Below are 21,718 nucleotides of genomic sequence, written 5' to 3'. Positions count from 1 at the left end.
ATTTCATTTTAAAGTAAGCATCAATCCATTGCCCTAATCTGTTGATTAGCTGCGTTTTCTGCCTGTGCCATTGCCTGCTTTAATGGTTGCTGTCCCAATAAAGCGCTGACAAACTGATTTTCAAAATTATTGACAATTGCTGCTGGATATTTACCTACTTGCCACGGTGTAGCATAATCAACACCAGCCACTAATGGCGATCGCAATGTATCTTGGTCATAACCCAAATTCTTAGCTACTGATTTACGCGTTGGCAAAGCAAACCCGGTTCCTGTCCACTTCTCCATTCCAGCTTTCCCCGTCAAATAAGAAATCAACTCCCACGCTTCGGCTTTGTGCTGTGTTTGTTTGTTCATGACGTAGGCAACTGTAAACACCATTGTGCCTTTTTTGTCATTAATTGTAGGCACTTGGGCAGTAGCAAACTCTATTTGAGGAAAGGTTTCAGTTAAATAGGGAATTGCCCAGTTACCTTCAATTACCATTGCTACTTTATTTTGACCAAACATTTCACTACCCGAATTTGTCCCCACATCAGATTTTTGAGCAGAGGAACGGTCTTTTTGATACTGATCTATCACCAACTGTAAACCTTTTAAACTTGCCTCACTGGCAAAAGTCGCATAGCCATTTTGGTCAACAATTTCTCCGCCAAAAGCTTTGATTTTATAAACCTGACGCGCTAATTCTGGGATTTCTCCAAAGCCGTATTTATTCAGTTTTCCGGTTAATTGTTTGGAGTAACTACGTAGTTCTTCCCAAGTGGTCGGCGGCTCACTCAAGCCAACTGTGGCAAAGGATTTTTTATTATAAAATAGCGCTAGTGTGGAGTAGTCTTTGGGAAGGCCATAAATTTTATTTTGGTATTTGAAGCTGTTAATTAAAGTCTCTTCAAAATCTCCTAAGTCAAATTCCGGAGTGATGTAATTGTCTAGTGATTCCAGAACATTTTGACTCATTAAAAAAGGAGCCTCTAAAGCATCTAGATAAAATACATCAGGTGCGGCTTCTCCAACTAAACGAGTTTTGATGACATCCATGTATTGGTCAGAAATCACCTCATATTTGACCTTAATATTTTGATGTTGTGCTTCAAAGTCTTGCAATACCTGTCTCAAGAGTTTTTGCTCCACAGGGGAACCTCCCCAACCGCTCAGTTTAATGGTAATTGCTGTAGATACTGAGTGTTGATTTGCTAATTGTAAATTGTGACAAGCGATAAAAGCGATCGCCATTGCGATCGCCACTCCAAAAACAGTTAATAACTTGCTTTTAATCACTGAAAATTTACAACCATTGACCATCGGTTACTGGCAATTATTTTATTGTTAACTGCTAATTGTCAACAGCCTTAAGAATGATATTTTATAAAGAATTTAGATGACCGTTATACTTTTTATTTTGCTGTATTTTACACTGACTTCTATTAGAAATACCTCTGAAGAATCATTCTTACTATATCGAACTCCCTCTCATTACTGATATCGTCTGTGGCTAAAGATTGATATTTTTATTTGACAAATTTTTATTGAAAAATGCAAGTTAAAATAACGAAGAATTCTTAACTAAATTGATGCAAGCACACTGAATTCATCGAAAAATGGATTGATGCCACAATGCTTCATCCATAAAGATACATTCATTATGGATTTTGTTCCGGTTGAAATATCTACTCCTATAAATCTGGAAATTGCCCAGATTACTACACCCCAAGTAATAATTTCTCCAACTCCTCGCATTCCCAAGGATGCTATTCGCAGAAGTTTAAAAGCCTCCACTGTGGATTCTGTGTTAGCAGCAGTTTATTCTATTGGTACTAGTGGGATTTTGCTTGCCAATTTATTGGTGGAATTAGACGCTAGTCCGGTGATATTTGGGATGTTGTCCTCTATCCCCATGTTGGTGAATTTGATTCAGCCTTTGGGTGCTTACTTGTCTGAACGTAGCACCAGCCGCTTTCAATACGCACTGCGGACACATGGAATCGGTCGTGTATTGTGGGTAATTTTAGTAATTGCGATCGCTGCTACCAGCTGGGGAGTGTTGAATCATAACTACCTGGTAATACTAACACTCTTGATTCTTCTATTAAGCAATCTTTTAGCAGGATTAGGAACCCCATCGTGGCTAAGTTGGATGGCAACCATCGTTCCCCGGCGATTACGGGGCAGGTATTTTGGGATACGTAATAGTGCTGCTAGTCTCACGAATTTGATTTGTGTACCAATAGCCGGTTTAGCTGTATCCCATTGGTATGGCGGAGTTGTCCAAGGCTATGGGGTAATTTTGTTTTTGAGTATGATTTTTGGAATTGTGGGGCTAGGATGCCAGTATTTTCAAGCGGATATGAATCCGTTATTGCAAAACACTCATGTTGGCAAATTCCCTCAAACAACTGAGATTCAATCAGACACTACAAAAAAAGAAGAACTCCAGCCACAAGGAGAATTAGGTATAGGGCATAGGGAACATAATACTGCCAGTATGCCGAACCAGAAGGGTATGGAGTTGAGCGATACTTTGAATAAATCGACCCAAGTAACTCAACTAATTTATACACCACTAGAGCCAGTAAACTTCAGTATTTGGAAAAACTCTAACTTTTTGAGATTTCTGTTGTATTTCGGGTTATGGACGCTGGCTTTTAACCTCAGCGCTCCTTTTTTTAACCTCTACATGCTGGACACCTTGGATCTCAATGTTGGCTACGTGACTATCTACACAAGCCTGCAAGCGGGGGCAAATTTGCTGATGTTGATTGTGTGGGGCAAATTAGCAGACAAAATCGGCAATCGTCCCATCTTGCTGTTTGGTGGAATTCTGCTTGCAACCATACCATTGCTGTGGCTGGGAATCGGTATGAATCAGCTTGATATTTGGCTGTGGTTGCCACTATTACATATCTTAGCTGGAGGAACAGGGGCGGCGATGGACTTGTGTAATAACAACATCCAATTAGGGATTGCGCCAATTAAAAATCAGTCTATCTATTTTGCGATCGCCGCTGCCGTTGCTGGAGCCAGTGGTGCTTTAGGCACAACCATAGGCAGCTTCATCTTGCAATTTACTCAATCTGGAGGGTTATTAGCATTATTCACCCTCTCTACCGTATTTCGCTTAACAGCACTGATTCCGTTAATTTTCACCCAAGAACCGGGAAAGTAAAGGACGTGGAGAGGAGGAGACGCTCTTACGCAAAGAGGTTAAGAATGTGCGGAGGGAAAGAGGCACGGTGACAGAAAGACTGTCGATCGTAAATTCCTTGCGTCCCCGCGTCTCCACGTCCCCGCGTCCCCGTGTCCCCGCGTCCCCGCGTCCCTCTTCTTCCTATTCTGCCGCACTAGAAGTCAAGGACATTGTTTCCCATAACACCATATGAGGCGGTGTTAACACAGGCTGATGTAAGGCAATCAGCTGAGTAATGGTGTTTTTTAATTGGGTACGGGGTACAATTTCATCTACAAAGCCGTGCTGGAGTAAATCTTCAGCTGTTTGAAAATCATCGGGTAGTTTTTCCCGTAGGGTTTGCTCAATCACTCGCCGACCTGCAAAACCAATTGTGGCCTTGGGTTCTGCCAAAATAATATCGCCCAACATTGCAAAACTAGCGGTAACGCCGCCTGTGGTGGGATTTGTCAAAACGGGAATATACAATAGTCTCGCGTCTTGATGGCGCTGTAGGGCTGCGGAAATTTTCGCCATCTGCATCAGCGAAAGCATACCTTCTTGCATTCTTGCGCCACCGGAGGTGCAGACAATAACTACAGGATAGCGGCGTTGAGTGGCTTGTTCAATCATGCGGGTGAGTTTTTCTCCCACAACGGAACCCATACTACCACCCATAAAGCGGAAGTCCATAACTCCAAGGGCAACAGGCAAACCGTTGATTTGACCCAAACCAGTTTTAACTGCGTCTATTAAGCCAAGTTTTTCCTGGGTTTCCCGTAGGCGATCGCTATATGGTTTGCGATCGCGAAATTGCAAGGGATCGGTTGGACGCAAATGCTCGTCTAGAGGTTTCCAGGTATCGCGATCTATCAGTTGACGGATACGCTCATCACTGTCTACACGATTGTGATGACCGCATTCCACACAAACCATCAAGTTAGATCTCAAGTCTTTTGTATATGTCAACACACCGCAATTAGAACATTTATGCCACAATCCATCAGCTATTTCACGTTCTTGGCGTTCCAGACTGGTAGATCCTGATTTACGTCGATTTGCAAACCAGTCAAATAGAGACTTTAAACCGCGTGATTCTTCGTTGTTAGCCATTTTTATCTTATTTTAAGTGGGTATGAGGTCGAAACCATCTGAAGCCCTATCGGGTCGTCCTGTGCCATTAATCATTTGTTTTAACCAAAGAGTAATGACTAAATCATCAAATTAAGCTTTTAAGCAATTCAGACCTTAATTTTCATCTTTGGTTGCCAGCTTAACGAAAATACTTATGCCAACACAAGTCTCTTGCTCTTTTTTTTAGAGGACTTTTTATATGAATCTAGTGACAAAGCCATGCAAATACTAACCTCCAAATAAGATGCTTACCCTCTCCCACCCAAATCAATTATTCTTTTTGTTGGGTCATAAGCAATCAGTATCTTTTTTATTAGTTATGCTTGCCAACCGTTAATCGTTGTCAAGAGGGTAATACCAGTCACGAGCTGAATATTATCAAAATGTGAAGGGCAGATGGCGTAATGCAAGTTACAGTCAGGAATTATAAAAAGCGGGGAGTGATGACTGGTGACTGTTGACTGTTGACTGTTGACTGTTTAGTTATTATTCTCCCATGCCCCATGCCCCATGCCCCATAACCTATTCCAATTCATGACGCTGGAAAAAATAACCGTAGGTAGCTAGATAAAATAGCTTCACCAATAAATATAGTAATTACAGACCCTAAAGCGAGAAAAGGCCCGAAAGGCATCTTTTGTCCGAACTTGTGGCGCGATCGCACTATTGCACCGCTACCCACTAACGCTCCCAGGGCACAGGCTAGAAAACTAGCCAACAGCAAATATTTCCACCCTAACCAGGCTCCCATCATTGCTGCTAATTTGGCATCACCAGCCCCCATTGCAGCTTTTCCGAAGGCAATGGAACCTAATATGGCGATGGCATCAAGCAACCATAACCCCAATACTGCACCAACTATCCCCATCATCAAGTGATTTACCAGTGCTACAGAACTAGCTTCTGGTAGAAAACCAACCATCATTTGAAATAAAATGCCCGCCACTAAACCCGACTTAGTAAGTGCATTGGGCAGCGTCATTGTATCCAGGTCAATCAACGATAGCGCCAATAACCAACTGCAAAAAGCCCAATAGCCTATTGTGAAAATTGAAGCTTTAAATACTAAAAAAACCAGTAAAAAAATTATTCCCGTTACCCCCTCTACCACAGGATAACGGAGAGAAATTTTGCTTTTGCAATATCGACACCGCCCTCTCAAGGAAATCCAGCCGAACACTGGTACGTTGTCGTAAGCTTTTAGCTGATTTAAGCAATGCGGACAACGAGAAGGCGGCCAAAGAATTGACAACCCAGCAGGTAATCGATAAACAACAACATTGATAAAACTGCCAACAGATGCACCCAAAGCAAAGACAATTACACTCGCCAAAACGGCGAACAAAATGTCCATATAGTCATTCGTCCTTAGTCATTAATCATTAGTCATTTGTCATTTGTCCTTTGTCCTTTGTCAAGAGTTAACAACTAATGTCCTCTGTTCTTTGTCATTAGTCATTTGTCCTTCTTGTTTGACTAATGACCAATGCTCAATGACTAATGACTAATGCCCAATGCCCAATGCCTAATGCCTAATGCCCAATGCCCAATATTTAATACATGTGCGATTCAATTTGACTCAAGGGCACAAAACACTCTTGAGGTAAGAGAACAGGTTGGTTAGTAAAAATCACCTTACCTCGATGAGTTAAACGATTAATTGCTACACCGGAAGGTTGCCCAGCTATTTCGGGATGTACTTCGCAGTGAGTGTAGTAGATCTGCCCAGCGGCTCTGATTACGGCGGTATCAATCAAAGGCGGCTGGTTTTTAGGAACTGTAAAATTTGTTTGACCTTGTCGTAATGCGTACACTATCGACTGTTATTTGATTGCTAGATTTCTCTTTAGTCTACCCGAAACTTATGGTAAAGGTTGCCAAATTGCCCAGGTTGAATTATTAAATTATTGAGCTTCCAGAGCTACAATCAGCGCATTGCCCATAGCACGGCAACTTAAGAGATTTTTTCCTGGTGAAATTATATCACCTGTGCGATCGCCTTGTTCTAAAACTTGTAGTACAGCTTGTTCTATGCTATCTGCTGCTTTTGGCTCATTTAAGCCGTAGCGTAACATCATCGCCGCACTTAAAACCTGTGCTAATGGATTTGCCTTATCTTGTCCTGCAATATCTGGGGCGGAACCATGAACTGGTTCAAATACACCAGGGCCTTCAGCGCCCAAACTAGCGGAAGGCAACATCCCAATACTACCCGTGAGCATGGCAGCAGCATCAGAGAGAATATCGCCAAACAAATTCCCGGTGACAATGGTATCGAACTGCTTAGGAGCGCGTACCAACTGCATAGCGGCATTATCTACATAAAGATGAGACAGTTCGATGTCTGGATATTCTTGGGAAAGTTGGGTGATGCGATCGCGCCACAACTGAGATACTTCTAATACATTAGCCTTATCCACAGAACAAAGTTTGCCGCCACGTTTGCGGGCTGCTTCAAAAGCCACTCTTCCAATGCGATCGATTTCTGATTCTGTGTAAACCATCGTATTTACACCGCGTTTTTCACCAGTTTCGGTAGCAAAAATTCCCTTTGGTTTCCCGAAATAAATTCCACCAGTGAGTTCCCGCACCACCATAATATCGACGCCTTCCACAACTTCCCGCTTCAAAGTCGAAGCATCGATTAGCTGGGGCAAAATTTTTGCTGGGCGTAAATTGGCAAATAATCCCAAACCCGCACGTAGCCCTAACAAACCTGCTTCTGGGCGTAAATTCGATGGTAGAGAATCCCACTTGTAGCCACCAATGGCAGCGAGTAATACAGCATCACTATTACGACAAGTATCTAAAGTCGCAGAAGGCAGAGGTTCCCCCGTGGCGTCAATTGCAGCACCGCCGATGAGGGCTTCTTGGAATTCAAACTGAATATCAAATTGCTTCCCTGCAACTTTCAGCACATCTACCGCCACTGCCATAATTTCAGGGCCAATGCCATCGCCGGGGAGTAGGGTAATGCGGTAGTTCTGGGTCATAGCTCGTTTCTATTGGGTAAATGCTTGCAGATCAAATATCATACCCAGCAAAACGTACCGATGGAGTTTTTAATTTCTCAAGAAGGAGAAGGGGAAAGGGGAAAAGGGCAAAGGTAAAAACCTCGTTCTTGGGGATTCTTTATAGATGTAACCTGTCCATCCCTTTTCCCTTTAACCTTTTACCCTTTTTTTAAGAGCGCTTAGTCAGTTAAAACCTAAGCACAGAAGCTCTTATGGGCAATTTTAAAAAATTTTTCTCAAACCCCTTGACACCTCTTGTAGTATTATGTAGTATAAATGTAGTGAAGCGAAAGACAAGCTTCGCAAAGGTCAAAGTGATGTTCTACATACAACTCAAAGGCAGACGTTGGAATAAACCAAAGTCCCCAATCAACAAAGCGGCTTCTACTTGCAAACCATCACAAGTAGAGGCAAGAAACGAAAAAAATTCAAAGTTTGTACTGTTACAAACCACTGAATACATCAGGAATATCCAACAGATTTACTACCTAGAATTTCCGTTGCTTTCCTAAGATTTTCTAACAGTAAAAAATAATTTATCTGAACCTTGAAAACTGAATAAGAAATGGGCAAGTTCACCAACAAAACATGTGCCTAAAAACCTAAAATTTTAGGCACATATTCTCAAAAATCGGGGTGTAGCTCAATTGGCTAGAGCGTTCCGTTGTCTGCGGAAATGTTGCGGGTTCAAGTCCCGTCACCCTGGTTGAAGTTCCGTAGGCGAATAGTTCAAGCCGTCAGTTTCTCAAACTGAAGACTGCGAGTGCAAATCTCGTCGGGACTCCCAAACGGCTGAGTAGCCAAGTGGTTGAAGGCATTGGTCTGCAAAACCGACATCGTGAGTACCCTTCGGGAAGCCGCTTCGCGTCTACAAATCTCACCTCAGCCTCTGGTGTCGCAGTGTAGCTTAACGTAAAGCCCCAGGTTCATACCCTGGTATACGCGGGTGCAAATCCCGCCACTGCTACCAAATGCAGGGATGGTGTAACGGCAACACCTCGTGACTCCAAATCCGATGTTCTGGGTTCAAATCCTAGTCCCTGCGTCAGACAATTTTGGATTTTGGATTTTAGATTTTGGATTAAATTTTCTAATCTAAAATCCAAAATTTAAAATCTAAAATTCTCTCAATTATGCCCCTGTGGACGAATGGTTAAGTCGCTGTTCTTTCAAACCAGAGATTGCGGGTTCAAATCCCGTCAGGGGAATGACTTATTCTGGGTTGGCTCGCCTATTGGTGTGGGCTGCGCTCTGTAAAAGCGTCCTTTCTTGGTTGCAGGTTCAATTCCTGCCCAACCCACTGAGGAGAAGTGACCGAGTGGCCGAAGGTAGCTGTTTGCTAAACAGTATCGGATAATACCGACGCAGGTTCAAATCCTGTCTTCTCCGCCTTATGGAGTTAGGTAAAGTTATGCATGACGATGAAATTTATCACAGATAAGGTAGTAAAGAACACTTGTATTTACTCAAAAATGGCACGTTTTCTTCAATCTCTACCTCAAATTTCTTTGACTGTATTTTATCTGTGGGTTTCTACTCCTAATTTTTTACCAACAGCAAATGCTGCAACTCCCAAAAGCGCCAACAAACAAGTAACTTGTCAAGCCAAGAAACTACGAAATGATGAAGCACTTTTTCTATACCTAAGAAAACCGCAAGGAGAATTTGAAGATGGAGGTGCAATTAATTTATATGAAGATGCCAAGTTACAAGTACTAGCTAAAGGTGCTGAAAACTGGATTTACATTAGCGTTATCGATGCAGATAGTCCTAAAGAAAAAGGCTTAGAAGGTTGGATGCGTAGTAGCGCCCTAAAATGTACTGGTAATGTAGCTCAGGTTAAGCCTGCACTTTGTGAAGTCACTGGGTTGCAATCGGGGTCGGGGCAATTAGCTCTACGTGCCACAGCTGGCGGAAAGGCAACAGCAGCTTTAGATAATGGCAACAATATTACATTACTCAAGCCTGATATTGTCTCACTTCAAGGTCGCCCAACACCTTGGGTTAACGTGCGTGTTACTAATAGCTTAAACAACAGATTAGTAGGAAGAGAGGGGTGGATTAATTCTCAATACATCCTTTGCTATAGCCAGCAAAGCAATGATGCAATAAATTATCCGTAAAATAGCTGGGATTTTTAACTAGATATTAAGATCGCGTGGTGTAAGTGGATAACATCTGAGTCTACGAAACTCAAGAGTGAAGGTTCAAGTCCTTCCGCGATCGCCTGGACTGACATGAGAGATGAAATAATACCTGATTAGTGTTGAATTAAACCAGCCCACTACATAAAACTTATCTCTCTCCTTTTTTATCCCCCGGTAGCTCAGTTGGTAGTTAGCGCCTGTCTGAAGAACAGGAGGTCGTCGGTTCGATTCCGACCTGGGGGGCTTCGTTGCCTCATAGCTCAATGGCAGAGCAAGCGGCTGTTAACCGCGCAGCTGTAGGTTCGAGTCCTACTGAGGCAGCCATTTATTTCATTGCCGGGTGGACGAATTGGTAGAGTCACCTGTCTCTGAAACAGGAGTTTGTAGGTTCAAACCCTACCTCGGCAGCTAAATTTTGAGTTGAACTAGCAATTTATGATTTACTTAATCGTATTACCATATTTTTTAACCATTAAACAACTGCAAAGAATTCATGCCACGGCGAAGTATTCTGTCAAATAAATCAAAAGTAGAAGAAGCTGTGAAATGCTGCTCATCTGTAAAGCAATGCTTGGAATATCTAGGGCTTCGAGCGGCTGGTGGTAACTATAAACATTTCCATAATTGGTGTGATAAACATAATATTATTCCGCCGATAGGAGACAATACAATCGGATTTAGAAGGTATGCAGAACAGAAAAAAATCCCATTAGAAAATATTTTAATTTTAGGCTCTTCTTATAACAGATTTACTCTTAAAATTAGATTAATTGAAGAATCATTGTTCGAGGAAAAATGTTATGAATGCGGGATATCACCAGACTGGAATGGTAAGCGTCTTTGTTTGCAATTAGACCATATAAACGGTATTAGTAACGACAATCGACTTGAAAATTTACGTTTACTTTGTCCAAACTGTCACAGCCAAACAGAAACTTTTGCTGGTAGGCGATTAACTTATGGTAAAATCAATATTTTTTCTTGTTCGCAATGTCATACAGCAATAACAAAATACTCTAGGTTAAAACTTTGTAAAAAATGTGTATCAATAAGATTAAACTTCACAAAGAGGAAAGTAGAAAGACCTTCTAGAGAAGAATTATTCAAATTAATTTGGTCAAAACCAACAACTTTAATAGCTAAAGATTTTGGTGTTAGTGACAAAGCAGTAGAAAAATGGTGTAAATCTTATGGAATTGAGAAACCAGCAAGAGGATATTGGACAAAACAAAAGCAATTTCAAAGTTCAAATATTTGATGAATTAACACCTTCTAAATTTACATTGGGGAGTCGCCTAATTGGTATGGCACCGCTCTTTGAAAGCGGAAAAATATAGGTTCGAGTCCTATCTTCCCAGTTATATTAAATAAGTAATATCACTTATGCTCTTGTAGCCCAACTGGAAGAGGCTGCCGTCTCAAAAACGGTAAGTTGTGGGTTCGACTCCCACCAAGAGTATCCCACCAAGAGTACCAAACTTTGCTCCTGTAGCCCAATTGGAAGAGGTGGCAGACTTAAAATCTGTTTCGTTGTGGGTTCGACTCCCACCAGGAGTACCAACGGGGTGTAGCGCAGCTTGGTAGCGCGTCTGCTTTGGGAGCAGAATGTCGCAGGTTCAAATCCTGTCACCCCGATATGCCCCTGTGACGGAACTGGCATACGTGCTGGAATCAGAGTCCAGATTTTGCAGCTACCCTTCGGGAAGCCGCTTCGCGTCTACAAATCCTGTCAGGGGTACTAAGCTCTCGTGGCGGAATGGAAGACGCACTAGATTGAGGATCTAGTTTTTTGCAGGTTCAAATCCTGTCGGGAGTACCAAAATATCTGGGTGTGGCGCAGATAGGAGCGCGGGACTTTCGGTAACTCCAAGTCGCAGATACCTTGCGGGAAGCCGCCAAGGGGTCTACAATACCTGCCACTCTCAGACTTTGCCCTTGTAGCCCAACGGAAGAGGCGCTTCGCTTAGAACGAAGAGGTTGCTGGTTCAAATCCAGTCAGGGGTATTGGTGAATATGCGGGGATGAAGCAAGAGTGGCTTGGAGGTCTCATAAGCCTCACATCAGCAGGTGCAATTCCTGCCCCCGTCACCAAATTTTAGATTTTAGATTTTAAATTTTGGATTGTTGATTCAAACTGAAAATCTAAAAAGGTGTGAGAGCAAGTTTGCTTTCTTTGTGCAACAAATCCTTCTATCCCAAATCTACAATTCTTTACTCAAATTCATATCTGAAGCTATGGTGTCAATCTAAAATCCAAAATCCAAAATCCAAAATCCAAAATCCAAAATTCAGAAATAGTGCTGGTGTAGCTCAATTGGCAGAGCAACTGACTTGTAATCAGTAGGTTGCAGGTTCAATTCCTGTTACCAGCTTGATGCGGGTGTGATGTAATCGGTAGCATCTGAGTGCGCCATACTCAGTGCGTGGGTTCAAGTCCCTCCACTCGCTTGCGTAGTCCTGTAGCTCAATTGGTAGAGTGTTTTCCTTACAAGAAGAATGTTGCGGGTTCAATTCCTGCCAGGACTACCAAATCTTGGGAGTGTAGCTCAATGGAATAGAGCTTCGAGTTTCTACCTCGAAAGTTGTGGGTTCGAGTCCTACCACTCCCGCCTGACACTAGTCAAAAGTTAAAAGTCAAAAGAATGGATTTAATTATTCCTCTTTCTTTTTACTTTTTACTTTGCTCTTTTTACTTTTTTGATGGGGTCATAGCTCAGTTGGCTAGAGCGCCTGCCTTGCAAGCAGGAGGTCATGGGTTCAAGTCCCATTGATTCCACTGATGGTGTCTGAAGCCAAAGCGGTCGAGGCGCTGGTTTGTGGAACCAGTCAGAGCGGGTTCGAGTCCCGTCAGGCACCCCTAATGGAAGATGCCGCTGAATGGACGGCAACTGGTCTTGAAAACCAGGGTACGGGCAACTGTAGGGGTTCGATTCCTCCATCTTCCACTTTTTCCACCTGAAGCCGAAAAGCGAGGCGCTGTGCTGATAACACAGAAATAGGAGGGGCAGTACCTCCCTGGTGGATTTACATACAGCAGAATTCAGGAGTCAGAATTCAGAAGTCAGAATTAGAATAGTTTCTCTACCTGGCTTTGAGAGCTAGATAGTCTACTTCATTAACTTGAAATCTCCTGTATAAGTTTGGTGTTACAAGCTTTGCGATGTAATACGATCGCACTTGCTCATTTTTTATTCAAATTAACTAGGGTGGTTGGCATACCGGCTGTGCAGCGGGCTTTTAACCCGCAGAAATAGGTTCGACCCCTATACCACCCATTTATGAATAGGAACTGGCGATCGCCAGTTGAGCATGTTGCAATAATATATCTTTATCCAAAGCTTGCACGGTATATTGCGGTGTTAGCACCAGTAATTTTTCAATTCTTTCTCTAGCTGCTTCCACAACTGATTCATCTAAGCTACCGTCACTCAGAGAATTGGCAAAATCTTCAGCAATGCGATAAGTTCTTTCAATAGATGATGAATTAATATTACGCGAGACAATAAACAGGTCACAACCTGCATTAAGTGACCGCGCTACAGTCCCAGCTTGAATAAACATATCTGAGATTGCTTTCATATCTAAATCGTCAGAAACAACTACTCCCTTAAAGCCAAGTTCCTCCCTCAGTATGTTGTTGAGAATAGGTTGAGAAAGGGTCGCTGGTACATCAGGATCTATCTTGGGAAACAAGATATGGACTGTCATAACTAAAGGAATCTGTACTTCAATAAGAGTTTTAAAAGGTATCAGTTCTCGAAGTCGCAATTCTTCTAAAGTCAAATTGAGTACTGGTAGCTCAACGTGAGAATCTTGACTAGTATCTCCATGTCCGGGAAAATGCTTAGCACATCCGATAATTCCTGAATCTCGAAGTCCAAGGTAGTAGTCACGGGCACCTTGAGCAGCAGTTTCAGGGTTGCTACCAAAGGCACGAGAGCCAATTACAGGATTATTGGGCTGAGAAAAAATATCTGCTACAGGTGCCCAAGATAAATTTATTCCTAATGATTTTAGTTCTACAGCTGTGGCTTTTGCTACTTCGTAGGCGTGCGATCGCAGCAACAACGCTTGAGGAAATCGTGTAATTGGTGGCGGTGTACGAACCACACGACCACCTTCGTGATCTAAAGTGACAAACATTGACTCCCGTTGAGTATATTGTCGTATTTGGTTGTTCAAATCTTGGAATTTTTGTAGCCAAACCTCATAGGGAGTGCCATCTAGAAAATTTTTAGCAAAAAATATCACCCCAATGGGCTTTAATTCACTGAGTGCGCGTTTATCTTCATCACTTAACGTAGTACCGGAAATACCCAAAATCAGATGATGTCCAAAGCGGTTTAGCTGTTGCGATGATGCCATAATCCTTTACCTATAGTTGTGTAGCAAACAAATTCAACCCTAATCCTATACTTTTAGTGGGGCAGGGGGGAGATTAGGGAGATGGGGGAGACAAGGGAGATGGGGGAGACAAGGGAGATGGGGCAGAGAGAGGGGGCGAGGGAGAATAATAACTTTCCAGTCAACAGTCAACACCCCTATTTAAGTAAATATCATTATTGATTTTTAACAATTCAGATACGAATTACATGGTATTACTTACGTAATTCTAGAACAGCGATCGGCAAAAGCATTTTTGCTTCAACTCAATAATGCTCTGCCACAGGCATTGCACCCTGCTGTTTTTATATCGGGAGATTTATGTCAATAAGTTTATTTAATAACTGTCTCGATAGAATTACTTCCAAAATTTATAATATTTGTTACGAAAATTACAAAGGATTGACTAAAAATCCTAGATGGCTTTTGATGCGTAAAATAGCTCGATTTAAAATTGGGCGAGCTATTGTGATGTATTTCTTAAAACCCTCAGCTAAATTAGATTTTAATGATACCAATTCTTGTTTTCCAGATTTAAATGTAGATGAAGTTGTTAACTATCTCAAAACTGAAGGTATATATTTGGGAATTCAATTACCTGAAAATATTGTTCAAGAGATAGTGGAATTTGCTTATTCAACACTTTGTTATGGTAACCGAAAAACAGATATGGGTTTCTTTTACCATAAGAAAGAACACGCACAAACTAAGTTAGGAAAAAATTTTATTATTGGTAGTTATTTTAATACAGGTTTACTTTGCCCAGCTATCAAAAAACTCCAAAACGAGCCAACATTATTGGCAATAGCCGCTGCATTTTTACATGCTGAACCCAAACATCAAGGGAATTTAATGTGGTGGAGTTTTTCTGGAAATGCAACATATCTCGAACAAAGCCAAGCTGCTCAGTTGTTTCACTACGACCTTGACGATTATGGTTGTGTCAAGTTTTTCTTCTACTTAACTGATGTAGACGATGGTAGTGGGCCTCATGTTTGTGTTCGTGGTAGTCATAATCACAAAAAATGGTCACATCTCTGGCTACGCAAACGAGAAACAGATGAAGACATCGTTAATTATTATGGTTCTGAATCTTTAGTAAAAATTTGTGGCAAAGCTGGTTTGGGATTTGTGGAAGATCCACTTTGTTTCCATAAAGGAATTACTCCTACTCATCAAGATCGTTTAATATTGCAAATAGAATTTGCTAGAAATGACTATGGGATGCAGCACGATTTACGACCAGCTTTTCTACTGAAATGTATTTAAGCTAATGGGCATAAGTTAAATGCAAAACAGCTTAGTTTCAGTTGTGGCGACTGTAGTTTTCAAAAGTTTTTGATTTAATCAAATTTACAGTTGTAATTCAGTTACAACAGTTAAAATACTTAATTTAAAATATACAATGTTTTTATTTTTACAGAAAATATAATTTTTTTAGAAAAATTCAGCTAGAAATGAATTAGCAGTCTTTAACCAATGCTCCAAAGATTTCCTGAAAACAAATACACGAATTACCAAAGAAATCAACTGTTTTGAGACAACAGTTAATAACTGGTTTTTTTTAATCAGAGGTAATGACTTTTGTTTCTCGACATCTGGTAGTCTAAATCTAGATAAAATCAAGGCAGTAAAGCCATTGTCAACAATGGTTGTCTAAATGGGTGTGTATCAGACAAAATTCCCTTTTAAACAAGTTTTTTGGGAAAGCGATCGCACAACGACTACTAAATGTAACGGATTGCAACGTATAATGAAAACGGCAAAACCATTAAGAAATATTGAAGGGCAGTAGGGTTAAATGCGAGTAGCGATCGCGGGTGCTGGTCTAGCAGGACTTTCCTGCGCGAAATATCTTACAGACGCAGGTCATACTCCCGTTGTCTTGGAAAGCCGGGACGTACTGGGTGGTCTTGTTGCGGCTTGGAAAGACTCTGATGGCGACTGGTACGAAACCGGGTTACACGCCTTCTTTGGGGCATATCCGAATATGCTCCAATTGCTCAAGGAGTTGGGCATCGAAGACAGACTCCAGTGGAAAGAGCATACACTGATTTTCAATCAACCAGATAAGCCTGGGACATTCTCACGTTTTGATGTTCCAGATATTCCCTCTCCATTCAACGTGATTGCGTCGATTCTTCGCAACAAAGACATGTTGACATGGGAGCAGAAAATTCGATTTGCGGTTGGCCTACTTCCAGCAGTGGTTCGGGGTCAAAAGTATGTCGAAGACATGGACAAGTACAGTTTCCTAGAGTGGTTGGAAAGGCAAGGTGTTGATGAGCGAGTAACCAGTGACGTTTTTATCGCTGCGTGTAAAGCCCTCACCTTTATCAACCCCGATGAAGTTTCTGCAACGATTCTCTTAACTGCGCTGAATCGTTTTCTGCAAGAACGATATGGTTCTAAGATTGCATTTTTAGATGGTTCTCCCACAGAACGCCTATGCAACCCTATCGTCGATTACATCACAGAACGTGGCGGCCAAGTGCGCCTAAATGCCCCATTGAAAGAGATTTTGCTCAACCCCGATAATACAGTTAAAGGATTCTTGATTCGGGGATTAAATGGGGCAGAAGATGAAATAATCACGGCTGATGCTTACGTATCTGCCATATCAGTTGACCCCCTGAAAGCGATGTTGCCTAGCCCTTGGAAGCAAATACAGTTTTTCCAGAAGCTAGAAGGCTTAGAAGGAGTACCAGTGATCAACCTACATCTGTGGTTTGACCGGAAACTTACACAAATCGATCACTTACTCTTTTCGCGATCGCCACTCCTGAGCGTTTATGCTGATATGAGCAATACCTGCCGTGAATACGCCAACCCTGACCGCTCAATGCTGGAATTAGTTCTAGCGCCGGCGAAAGATTGGATAGCCAAATCCGATGAGGAGATTGTGGCTGCGACAATTGCCGAGTTAGAAAAACTCTTCCCCGACCACTTTGGGGGAGATAACCCAGCAAAACTGCTGAAATCTCATGTGGTGAAAACGCCGCGTTCAGTTTACAAAGCGACCCCTGGTCGCCAACAGTACCGTCCTGCACAAGTCACGCCGATTGCTAACTTCTATCTAGCCGGAAGTTATACCATGCAACGCTACTTAGGCAGTATGGAAGGTGCCGTACTTTCTGGTAAGCTGACAGCACAGGCGATTTCTGAGGCCTTCCCGGTAGCAAAATCCTCAAACCTGCAAACGCTCACCCGACCGCCTGCAACGAATGCTGCAACTGCCTGAATCCAAAGCCCGCATGAAAACGCTGGTCTCTGTGGACGAGTCCTACGAACTTTGTCGTCATCTCATAGCCAAATACTCCACGACTTTTTACCTCAGCACTTTGCTTCTGAGCAAGGAAAAGCGTCCTGCTATTTGGGCTATTTATGCTTGGTGCCGCCGTTTAGATGAACTGGTAGATGGCCCTGCATCTGCTATTACCACGCCAGAAACCCTAGACCTATGGGAACAGCAGCTAGAATCAATTTTTGCTGGACACCCATTGGATAATTTCGACGTAGCTTTGGTAGATACGGTTCAACGCTTCCCAATGGACATTCAGCCCTTTCGGGATATGATTGCTGGTCAACGTATGGACTTATACCGAAGTCGCTATGAAACCTTCGAGGAGTTATATCTTTACTGTTATCGTGTCGCCGGCACTGTAGGCTTGATGTCCACAGCAATCATGGGATTGGATACTAGCAACAATACAGCTCCGTGGCATCGCGAACAACAGCCACATAATCCCACCGAAGAAGAAATTGCCTTAGGAATTGCCAAGCAACTCACCAACATCTTGCGAGATGTGGGTGAGGATGCCCGACGCGGACGAATTTATATTCCTCTAGAAGATTTGGCAAGATTCAACTACACCGAACAAGACTTGTTTGATGGTATAGTTGACGATCGCTGGCGTTCCTTAATGCGGTTTCAAATTGCCCGCGCACGACAGTTTTATCGCAAGGCAGAAAAGGGAATTTCCTACCTAGCCAGTGATGGTCGTTGGCCTGTGTGGGCAGCTTTAATGCACTACAGTGGGATTTTAAGCGTAATCGAACGTAACGATTTTAATGCCTTCACGAAACGCGCCTACGTGCCTCAGTGGCGAAAGTTACGTTCTTTGCCAGTAGCCTGGATGCGATCGCAAGTCCTGTAAGAATTATTAAAAGGAAACAGGGTTGGGGGAATGGTCAACACAAAATCCCCTACTGAAAAGTAGGGGATTTAAATAGAGATGCTTTATTAGGACTTACGCATGGTAAACGAAAAATTAAGGGTTTGGGCTGGGTATGGGGCATAGAACTTTGGGCAAGAAAAAATCCCCAATGCCCAATGCCCGATGCCCTATTACCGACCTCAACAAATAATCTCGCTGCCTAAGTCCCGATTTAGTTGCTCAAGTCGTTGACTGTGAACCGTCAACAATCGCAATGAAATTATTTTTTACCTGCAATTTTCTTAGCACTGTTGCTTTTTGTTGGCGCAGCCGAGGCATCATAGAAACAATTGACAAATTACTTATTGACTCTGCCTGATATATCTGCTAACATCACTATTTATGACCGTGGAGAGGTGGCTGAGTGGTCGAAAGCGGCAGATTGCTAATCTGTTGTACGGCAGGCAACTCCGTACCGAGGGTTCGAATCCCTCCSTCTCCGTTTTTCAGACTTTGAGCCGCACACCGCACTACATTGTGTGTAGAAAGTATTCATAAAAATAGTAAGCACTTTTACTCCTTCAGAGGGATGTTATGATTTATCCTTTGGAGTCTTGATAAATTCAAACTAACTTTTAAATATAGTTTGAACATTACTTTTAGGCTCCTGAATATTTTGAGGAGTGAAAGTAACTTATGCAAAAAATTCGTACAGCCTTAGCCTTAAGTATAGCTACTCTCGTAGGTGGGTTCCTTTTAGGTGCTTGTGAAGACGGTGGTGGAACTAACACCACAACTGGCGGGCTGAAAATTGGTTCTTTATTGCCAACAACAGGTGATTTAGCATCTATTGGACAGCAGATGGCACCTAGCGTTCCCCTACTAGTGGAAACCGTCAACGCTTGCGGTGGTGTAAACGGCCAACCTGTTACCCTTGTTGCTGTAGACGACCAAACAGACCCAAAAGCTGGTGCTGCGGGTATGACTAAGCTAGCATCAGTGGATAAAGTTGCAGGTGTCGTTGGTTCTTTTGCTAGCAGTGTTTCCACAGCCGCCGTTTCAATTGCTGCTCAAAATCAAGTGATGTTGATTTCACCAGGTAGCACCAGCCCTGTATTTACAGAAAAGGCACAAAAAGGCGATTTTAAAGGTTTTTGGGCACGTACAGTTCCCCCTGATAGCTACCAAGGGCCAGCTTTAGCCCAACTCGCCACTAAAAAAGGCTTCAAGCGAGTATCCACCGTCGTAATTAATAACGACTATGGTGTCGGCTTTGAAAAAGCATTTGTTCAAGCTTTTGAAAAATTGGGTGGAACCGTAGTTAACAAAAAGAATCCTGTGCGCTACGACCCCAAAGCAACCACCTTTGAAACGGAAGCCACAGCTGCTTTTGCTGGGAAACCAGATGCAGTCCTGGGAGTTTTTTACGTTGAAACAGGTAGCTTGCTGCTGAAATCAGCATATCAGCAAGGTCTTAGCAAAGGCGTACAAGTGATGCTCACAGATGGTATGAAATCAGACGAATTTCCTGGTCAAGTCGGCAAAGGTAGCGATGGGAAATACATTGCAACTGGAACCATCGGCACAGTACCTGGTTCTGATGGTAAAGCATTAGAGTCTTTTCAAAAGCTTTGGAAAGAGAAAAAAGGTGGTTCACCAGGGGAATTCGCTCCCCAAGCTTGGGATGCTGCTGCTTTATTAGTATTGTCGGCCCAAGCTGCTAAAGAAAATACAGGCGCTGGTATAGCTAAGCACATCCGTGAAGTTGCTGGCGGCCCTGGTACAGAAGTTACCGATGTCTGCGAGGGATTGAAGTTGCTTCAAAAGGGTGAAAAGATCAACTATCAAGGAGCCAGTGGTAATGTAGATGTTGATGTGAACGGTGATGTCGTCGGTGTTTACGATGTCTGGACAGTGGGAGACGATGGCAAAATCAAGGTAATTGATAAAGTGACGCCGAAGAAGTAGAAAGTGAGGAGTTAAGAGTTAGGAGTTAGGAGTTATGAATGAGGAATTAAGGAGTACTAAACTTGTAACGTGAGAGTTGAGAAGTCAGAGCTTAGGAGTCAGAAGAATTCAAGAATTAGGAGAATGTGCGATCGATGAATACACCAATCATAGTAAGCTTGTCATCATTTTTGGCTTCTAACTCCTAATTCCTAACTCCTAACTCCTACCTCCTAACTCCAAACTCCTAACTCTTAACTTTTAAAAGCCACTGAAGTTGTAACCTACACCTAATAATAAGCCCACATCAGTTTGATTAAAAAATCCCGCATTCACAGAGGCTGTTGCTGTAAATTGAGAACTCAGGGGTACATCAATACCACCAGATACTAAAAAGGCAAATTCCGAATTATCACCACTTTTCCAAGCTGCTCCCACTCCTACATAAGGTGCAAAGGCTAAGGGTTCCTTGAAAGGATCTGTTGACTGGAAAGAAAAGTCGTAGGTGACAGGAAGTAAAATTGTGGTGTTGTCACCAAATATCGCAGATGGGCGTACTGAAATCGAATTTGTTAAGCCGACTTTGCTGATGACCGCAAAGTTACCATCGCCTAAAGAGGAACTACCACCACTCAAACCAATGTTAGCAGCAACCCCAACATAACTGCTACCGCCACGGGTAGTTGTACCTAAATCGATATCTGATTGAGCGATTCTGGGATCAGATGTTTGAGAATTTGCTTGCTGAGGCTCAGAATTCAGCGTTGCAGATGAGGTTGCTACTGTCCCTGGAATAGGTGTCAGAGTTTCCTCTGTCCCAGCATGAGAAAACTGCTGGATCTTAGTTACATTTGCAACTGTTGATGGTTCAGTTGTTTCTGTGGTTTCTAGTTCAGTACTTAATTCATTACCAGACACTACAGCTGCGGGAGCTTCAGTCAATGGCTGAGTGCTTACCGGCTCGACTGTCTGAGCAATAGCAGATAAGCTGCTACTCAGGACTGTAAAAGCAGCTATACTTGGTAACCAAAAAACACCAGTGCGAAGAAAACTAGTATTCACGTTCACTCACTCCTAATACAAATATTGCCACGCCAAATAAAGGGTTTTGTTGATTTGAGTCAACAAATTTGGACAATACTCAAAATTTAACACCAAAAAATCAATTTTTACATACTGGTTTTGATAGATTTATTTACTTAACAACAAGTAGCAAAAAATTAACTACGATATTCTAAATATCCGGAATTTAACAGATGACAAAAAATATCCACATTTTCAGCCAATACGCTTGGGTTAAAAAGCGGTTTATATTTTTGTGTTTAATAACTTGTTATACTTTGAATTTGCATAATTAAAACTAATTTTTAGACTTACACCATAAGAGTTGGATTGAATTTTATAGTGTAATTTCAATGTTTTTAAATGAGCAAATAATCTAATATAAATCAACATTGAAAAACACAAAACACAGTTTTGGTAATTACTTCGCTTCACTGCGTTCTGCTGGTCATGACGTTTCACATTTAGCTAGGAATCCGCTTTGATTCTTGAATTTATCTGCGTGGTGCGCGTTTGTGTAGTGCAAGCGCCATAGGCAGGGAACTCTTAACAGACGAGTGTACTGAATCTTGTTGAAAAATCAAATAGGAATCCTATAGAAAAAATAAGCAGGAGATTGCGTAAATTTCTGCTGAAGAGCTTAGTCTACATTAATACACAAGGCTCTTAATATTTGGTTCAACTTTTGAGTGCATTGACATTACTGTTG

Annotated in this window: 14 protein-coding genes and 27 tRNA genes; 34 read left to right on the top strand and 7 right to left on the bottom strand. The window is 42.2% G+C overall.

Annotation, left to right across the window (positions count from 1 at the left end):
* Positions 1-20: 20 nt before the first annotated feature.
* Positions 21-1,235 (bottom strand): ABC transporter substrate-binding protein, encoded by a 1,215-nt coding sequence (locus VF06_RS01165; protein WP_257210091.1) that lies wholly within the window; start codon positions 1,233-1,235, stop codon positions 21-23.
* Between the two features lie 409 nt (positions 1,236-1,644).
* On the opposite strand from VF06_RS01165, the gene VF06_RS01160 reads away from it, so the two are divergent.
* Entirely contained in the window at positions 1,645-3,165 is a 1,521-nt protein-coding gene (locus VF06_RS01160; RefSeq protein WP_099068348.1) for an MFS transporter, read from the top strand.
* 162 nt (positions 3,166-3,327) lie between these two features.
* On the opposite strand, the gene accD is transcribed toward VF06_RS01160, so the two are convergent.
* The 4 genes from accD to leuB form a co-directional block, all read right to left on the bottom strand.
* A complete protein-coding gene (gene accD, locus VF06_RS01155; protein WP_099068347.1) occupies positions 3,328-4,278 on the bottom strand; it encodes an acetyl-CoA carboxylase, carboxyltransferase subunit beta in 951 nt (316 codons plus the stop codon).
* A gap of 553 nt (positions 4,279-4,831) precedes the next feature.
* Positions 4,832-5,653, bottom strand: a complete 822-nt coding sequence (locus VF06_RS01150; RefSeq protein ID WP_099068346.1) for a prepilin peptidase — start codon at positions 5,651-5,653, stop codon at positions 4,832-4,834.
* 199 nt (positions 5,654-5,852) lie between these two features.
* Positions 5,853-6,113 (bottom strand): hypothetical protein, encoded by a 261-nt coding sequence (locus VF06_RS01145; RefSeq protein WP_099068345.1) that lies wholly within the window; start codon positions 6,111-6,113, stop codon positions 5,853-5,855.
* A 90-nt stretch (positions 6,114-6,203) separates the two neighbouring features.
* Complete coding sequence (leuB, locus tag VF06_RS01140; RefSeq protein WP_099068344.1) at positions 6,204-7,292, bottom strand: 3-isopropylmalate dehydrogenase; 1,089 nt, start codon at positions 7,290-7,292, stop codon at positions 6,204-6,206.
* 653 nt (positions 7,293-7,945) lie between these two features.
* On the opposite strand from leuB, the gene VF06_RS01130 reads away from it, so the two are divergent.
* The 28 genes from VF06_RS01130 (at position 7,946) to VF06_RS01025 (ending at position 12,735) form a co-directional block, all read left to right on the top strand.
* Positions 7,946-8,019: transfer RNA gene (locus VF06_RS01130), tRNA-Asp, on the top strand.
* A 4-nt stretch (positions 8,020-8,023) separates the two neighbouring features.
* A tRNA-Glu gene (locus VF06_RS40140) sits at positions 8,024-8,100 on the top strand.
* Positions 8,101-8,103: 3 nt separating this feature from the next.
* Positions 8,104-8,202, top strand: a tRNA-Cys gene (locus tag VF06_RS40135).
* A gap of 7 nt (positions 8,203-8,209) precedes the next feature.
* A tRNA-Met gene (locus VF06_RS01125) sits at positions 8,210-8,283 on the top strand.
* Positions 8,284-8,286: 3 nt separating this feature from the next.
* Positions 8,287-8,358, top strand: a tRNA-Trp gene (locus tag VF06_RS01120).
* Between the two features lie 91 nt (positions 8,359-8,449).
* Positions 8,450-8,521: transfer RNA gene (locus tag VF06_RS01115), tRNA-Glu, on the top strand.
* 11 nt (positions 8,522-8,532) lie between these two features.
* Positions 8,533-8,613: transfer RNA gene (locus VF06_RS40130), tRNA-Tyr, on the top strand.
* 4 nt (positions 8,614-8,617) lie between these two features.
* Positions 8,618-8,702, top strand: a tRNA-Ser gene (locus VF06_RS01110).
* Positions 8,703-8,785: 83 nt separating this feature from the next.
* On the top strand, positions 8,786-9,436 hold the full coding sequence (locus tag VF06_RS01105) for a hypothetical protein (RefSeq protein ID WP_099076465.1): 651 nt from the start codon (positions 8,786-8,788) through the stop codon (positions 9,434-9,436).
* A gap of 29 nt (positions 9,437-9,465) precedes the next feature.
* Positions 9,466-9,539, top strand: a tRNA-Arg gene (locus VF06_RS40125).
* An 89-nt stretch (positions 9,540-9,628) separates the two neighbouring features.
* A tRNA-Phe gene (locus VF06_RS01100) sits at positions 9,629-9,703 on the top strand.
* A gap of 6 nt (positions 9,704-9,709) precedes the next feature.
* Positions 9,710-9,784 (top strand) — tRNA-Asn (locus VF06_RS01095).
* A 10-nt stretch (positions 9,785-9,794) separates the two neighbouring features.
* Positions 9,795-9,868, top strand: a tRNA-Gln gene (locus VF06_RS01090).
* Between the two features lie 85 nt (positions 9,869-9,953).
* On the top strand, positions 9,954-10,718 hold the full coding sequence (locus VF06_RS01085) for an HNH endonuclease signature motif containing protein (protein ID WP_099068342.1): 765 nt from the start codon (positions 9,954-9,956) through the stop codon (positions 10,716-10,718).
* Between the two features lie 26 nt (positions 10,719-10,744).
* Positions 10,745-10,818, top strand: a tRNA-Gln gene (locus VF06_RS01080).
* Between the two features lie 27 nt (positions 10,819-10,845).
* Positions 10,846-10,919 (top strand) — tRNA-Leu (locus VF06_RS01075).
* 23 nt (positions 10,920-10,942) lie between these two features.
* Positions 10,943-11,020: transfer RNA gene (locus VF06_RS01070), tRNA-Leu, on the top strand.
* Position 11,021: 1 nt separating this feature from the next.
* Positions 11,022-11,095 (top strand) — tRNA-Pro (locus tag VF06_RS01065).
* Positions 11,096-11,202: 107 nt separating this feature from the next.
* A tRNA-Leu gene (locus VF06_RS01060) sits at positions 11,203-11,279 on the top strand.
* A 112-nt stretch (positions 11,280-11,391) separates the two neighbouring features.
* Positions 11,392-11,464, top strand: a tRNA-Leu gene (locus VF06_RS01055).
* A 295-nt stretch (positions 11,465-11,759) separates the two neighbouring features.
* Positions 11,760-11,832: transfer RNA gene (locus VF06_RS01050), tRNA-Thr, on the top strand.
* 4 nt (positions 11,833-11,836) lie between these two features.
* Positions 11,837-11,908 (top strand) — tRNA-Gly (locus VF06_RS40120).
* 5 nt (positions 11,909-11,913) lie between these two features.
* Positions 11,914-11,989: transfer RNA gene (locus VF06_RS01045), tRNA-Val, on the top strand.
* Between the two features lie 6 nt (positions 11,990-11,995).
* Positions 11,996-12,069: transfer RNA gene (locus tag VF06_RS01040), tRNA-Arg, on the top strand.
* Positions 12,070-12,162: 93 nt separating this feature from the next.
* Positions 12,163-12,236 (top strand) — tRNA-Ala (locus VF06_RS01035).
* A gap of 6 nt (positions 12,237-12,242) precedes the next feature.
* A tRNA-His gene (locus tag VF06_RS01030) sits at positions 12,243-12,316 on the top strand.
* A gap of 6 nt (positions 12,317-12,322) precedes the next feature.
* Positions 12,323-12,405: transfer RNA gene (locus tag VF06_RS40115), tRNA-OTHER, on the top strand.
* A 259-nt stretch (positions 12,406-12,664) separates the two neighbouring features.
* Positions 12,665-12,735, top strand: a tRNA-Lys gene (locus VF06_RS01025).
* 1 nt (position 12,736) lies between these two features.
* On the opposite strand, the gene nagZ is transcribed toward VF06_RS01025, so the two are convergent.
* The gene (gene nagZ, locus VF06_RS01020) at positions 12,737-13,825 is read right to left on the bottom strand and encodes a beta-N-acetylhexosaminidase (RefSeq protein ID WP_099068341.1); all 1,089 of its coding nucleotides are present in this window, start codon (positions 13,823-13,825) and stop codon (positions 12,737-12,739) included.
* A 339-nt stretch (positions 13,826-14,164) separates the two neighbouring features.
* On the opposite strand from nagZ, the gene VF06_RS01015 reads away from it, so the two are divergent.
* The 5 genes from VF06_RS01015 (at position 14,165) to VF06_RS00995 (ending at position 19,968) form a co-directional block, all read left to right on the top strand.
* Entirely contained in the window at positions 14,165-15,112 is a 948-nt protein-coding gene (locus VF06_RS01015) for a phytanoyl-CoA dioxygenase family protein (RefSeq protein WP_099068340.1), read from the top strand.
* A 532-nt stretch (positions 15,113-15,644) separates the two neighbouring features.
* Entirely contained in the window at positions 15,645-17,084 is a 1,440-nt protein-coding gene (gene pds, locus VF06_RS01010) for a 15-cis-phytoene desaturase (protein ID WP_099068339.1), read from the top strand.
* Positions 17,068-18,000, top strand: coding sequence for a 15-cis-phytoene synthase CrtB (crtB, locus tag VF06_RS01005; protein WP_099068338.1), 933 nt, complete (start codon positions 17,068-17,070; stop codon positions 17,998-18,000). Before pds ends, crtB begins: the two co-directional genes overlap by 17 nt.
* Positions 18,001-18,410: 410 nt before the next feature.
* Positions 18,411-18,502 (top strand) — tRNA-Ser (locus VF06_RS01000).
* Positions 18,503-18,696: 194 nt separating this feature from the next.
* A complete protein-coding gene (locus VF06_RS00995) occupies positions 18,697-19,968 on the top strand; it encodes an ABC transporter substrate-binding protein (RefSeq protein ID WP_099068337.1) in 1,272 nt (423 codons plus the stop codon).
* Positions 19,969-20,208: 240 nt separating this feature from the next.
* On the opposite strand, the gene VF06_RS00990 is transcribed toward VF06_RS00995, so the two are convergent.
* Positions 20,209-21,009: a hypothetical protein gene (locus VF06_RS00990; RefSeq protein ID WP_099068336.1), complete on the bottom strand. Its 801-nt coding sequence runs from the start codon at positions 21,007-21,009 to the stop codon at positions 20,209-20,211.
* Between the last annotated feature and the right edge of the window lie 709 nt (positions 21,010-21,718).

This window comes from Nostoc linckia z4 (assembly GCF_002608075.1).
GTDB classification, from domain to species: domain Bacteria; phylum Cyanobacteriota; class Cyanobacteriia; order Cyanobacteriales; family Nostocaceae; genus Nostoc; species Nostoc linckia.
Note: the sequence above shows the minus strand (reverse complement) of the source record. Positions and strands in the feature narration are given on the sequence as shown.